The sequence below is a fragment of the Streptomyces sp. WELS2 genome, from assembly GCF_013870595.1.
Lineage (GTDB): Bacteria > Actinomycetota > Actinomycetes > Streptomycetales > Streptomycetaceae > Streptomyces.
The window spans coordinates 1-2,835 of sequence record NZ_JACBWZ010000784.1; the positions used below are offsets into that span (position 1 = coordinate 1).

Consider the following 2,835-nt stretch of genomic DNA (forward strand, 5'->3'; position numbering starts at 1 on the left):
CGCGCCCGGCAGGCACAGCCGCAGCACGGCCGGCCGGCCGGTGTGCACCACGGCGTTGGTCACCAGCTCGGAGACGAGCAGGATCAGGGTCTCGGCCAGCGGCTCGTCGGCCGTTATGCCCGACCCGGCGAGCCGCGAGCGGGCCCACCGCCTGGCCCGCCCCACCTCCGCGGGGTCGGGCCGGATCTCCAGCTGCACTCGAAGCACCTGCACCGCTCACACCATCCGAACCGGCGGACACATGACCCCACGCCATCCGCGCGCCACGGCGTCCGCCGCGGCGACGATCACGACGAGGGCCACGATCGTAGCCATTTTCTGCATGGCCAGAACAACGAACTGAGCCGGGAGTCACGGACCGTGACTCCCTTACTGCACAGCATGGTTGACTGACAGTCACGCCAACAAGCGCTTCGGGCATATTCCCGCGTGAAGGAGTACGTATAGGGGATACTGTGCGACGCTCGTGACGCCGAGTCGAACAAACCCGGGTCGGAATCCCCAACCGCCGTGCGAGCAGCGGCGCGCGCCGTGTGGCCCGAAATCGCCCCGGGGCGACACCGGTCCGGCCGGGCCGCGCGGTCCCGCGCCGGGCACCCACGGTACCTGATCGACCGGGCGACTACCCACCGTGACGAGCCCGGCCGAGGCATCACCGACTGTCGACGCTGCGTTACCCATGAGTGCCACGATCCGTGACACCATGGGCCAACGCTTCACCGTCGACGGCCGACGGAAACCGCCACCGGCCCGCTCCGCCTCTATGTGCTCAAGTACCGCCCACGGCAGCGGTTTCGCCCTTCCGAGGAAGACGGCGGGAGACCGGCCGCGGTTGTCCTCCTCCGGGACCATTCGCCGTGCGGCTTCTCCGACCTCGGGGCGCTGGAAAGTGACTTCAGGGAGGGTTCCGCTCGACTCCCGCGCGCGCGAAGGTGGATGGGTTTCCCGTCCGACGACTCGAGGAATCACTTCGTGCGAAGCAGTAGAACCGCCTCCCTGCTGGCAGCCGGCGCCGCGGCCGTCATGGTGCCCGTGCTCCTCCCGGCCACGGCCTCCGCCTCACCGTCCGCCGCCGCCGATCCCCTCGGCCGGTACCTCACGCAGAAGCCGGCCTGGCACCGCTGCGCCCCGGACACGCCGGCCTCCTTCCAGTGCGCCACGATCAAGGTGCCGCTCGACTACGGCCGCCCCGGCGGCAAGAAGCTCGACCTCGCGATATCGAGGATCAAGACGAGCACCAGGACGCAGCACCGGGGCGCGCTCCTGCTCAACCCGGGCGGCCCGGGCGGCTCCGGCCTCGACATGCCCCTGTTCCTGGGCGGCGAACTGCCCAAGTCCGTGAAGAACACCTACGACCTCGTCGGCTTCGACCCGCGCGGCGTCGGCGAGAGCTCCCCCGTCGGCTGCGGTCTGACCGACAAGGAACAGAACTGGGAACGCCCCTACAGGGACGAGACGTTCGCCCGTGACGTGAGGTGGGCCCGGACCGTCGCCGAGAAGTGCTACGCCAAGGAGGGCGACAAGCTCCGCCATATCTCCACCCGCGACACCGCCCGGGACATGGACGTGATCCGTGCCGTGCTCGGCGAGAAGAAGATCTCGTACCTCGGCTATTCGTACGGCACCTATCTCGGCGCGGTCTACACGCAGATGTTCCCCCGCCGCGCCGACCGGTTCGTCCTGGACAGCGCCGTCGACCCGGCCCGCGTCTGGCGCGGCATGATCCAGGTCTGGGCGGAGGGCGCCGAGCCCGCCTTCGCCCGGTGGACCGAGTGGACCGCCAAGCGGAACTCCACCTACCGGCTGGGCGCGACCCCCGAGGCGGTCCGCAAGACGTTCTACGACCTGGTCGCCCAGGCCGACCGCAAGCCGATCGACGTCGAGGGCACACGGATGACCGGGGACGACATCCGGGCCGGCAGCCGCCCCGTGTTCTTCAGCGTGCGGGACGCCGCCGAGTGGGTCGTCACGCTGAAGAAGGCCGCCGCGGGCACGCCCGCCGGCCGGGGCCTCAAGACGCCCACGCCGGTTCCGCCGTCGTTCGCCCGTGCCACGCCCGAGGACAACGGCGACGCCGCCTTCTGGTCCGTCCTCTGCGCCGACCAGCGGGACTGGCCGCGCGACCCGTACCAGTACCTCGACGACGCCGTCCGGGACAAGAAGAAGTACCCGCTGTACGGCGACTTCGGCTCCTCCATCAAGCCGTGCGCCTTCTGGAAGACCGGCGGCGAGCGCACCACCAAGGTCGACAACAAGGTCCGCGCGCTGATCCTGCAGAACGAGTGGGACCCGCAGACCCCGCTGACCAGCGGACAGGGCCTGCGCCGCGCCATGAAGGGCGCGAAGATGGTCACCGTCGCCGGGGGTGTCGGACACGGCGTCTACGGCAACAAGTCCTGCGCCGACAAGACGGCCACCACCTACCTGACCACGGGGAAGCTGCCGTCGAAGGACATCACCTGCAAGGCCGCGCCGGAGGCGGCCGAGCGCGGCAGCCTGCTCCCGCTGCCGCTCCCGGGCTCCCGGGGCCTGCCGGGTCCGGGCAGCCGTTTCTGACGCCGCTCACATCCGGCTGAGGCTCGCGGCCGCGTACAGCACGTCCCGGATCGCCCGGCGGTCGCCCTCCTGGCCCGCCGCGGCGTCCTCCGGGGACACGTGACCGGCCGCGAGCTTGCAGAACTCGACGCCGTCGAGCACCACGCGGGCCACCTCCAGCTCCGCGGAGCCCCGTGCCGCCGGCGAGTCCAGCGGGATCAGCCACTCGCCCCCGGCGTCGCCCTCGATCTCCAGCCGCAGCGCGGAGCTGGACTTCTCCAAGGACTTCGGGTGACCGCG

Annotated in this window: 2 protein-coding genes and 1 pseudogene; 1 reads left to right on the top strand and 2 read right to left on the bottom strand. The window is 71.0% G+C overall.

The features are described from left to right. The coding region (locus tag H5J33_RS29755; protein ID WP_399552956.1) for an ATP-binding protein at positions 1–213 on the bottom strand (213 nt) is incomplete at its 3' end. Between the two features lie 759 nt (positions 214–972). Here H5J33_RS29755 and H5J33_RS29760 point away from each other — a divergent pair. After that, positions 973–2,556 (top strand): alpha/beta hydrolase, encoded by a 1,584-nt coding sequence (locus H5J33_RS29760; RefSeq protein ID WP_399552957.1) that lies wholly within the window; start codon positions 973–975, stop codon positions 2,554–2,556. A gap of 6 nt (positions 2,557–2,562) precedes the next feature. Here the strand turns inward: H5J33_RS29760 and H5J33_RS29765 are convergent. Next, positions 2,563–2,835, bottom strand: a pseudogene (locus tag H5J33_RS29765) (MDMPI N domain containing protein); the annotation flags it as partial.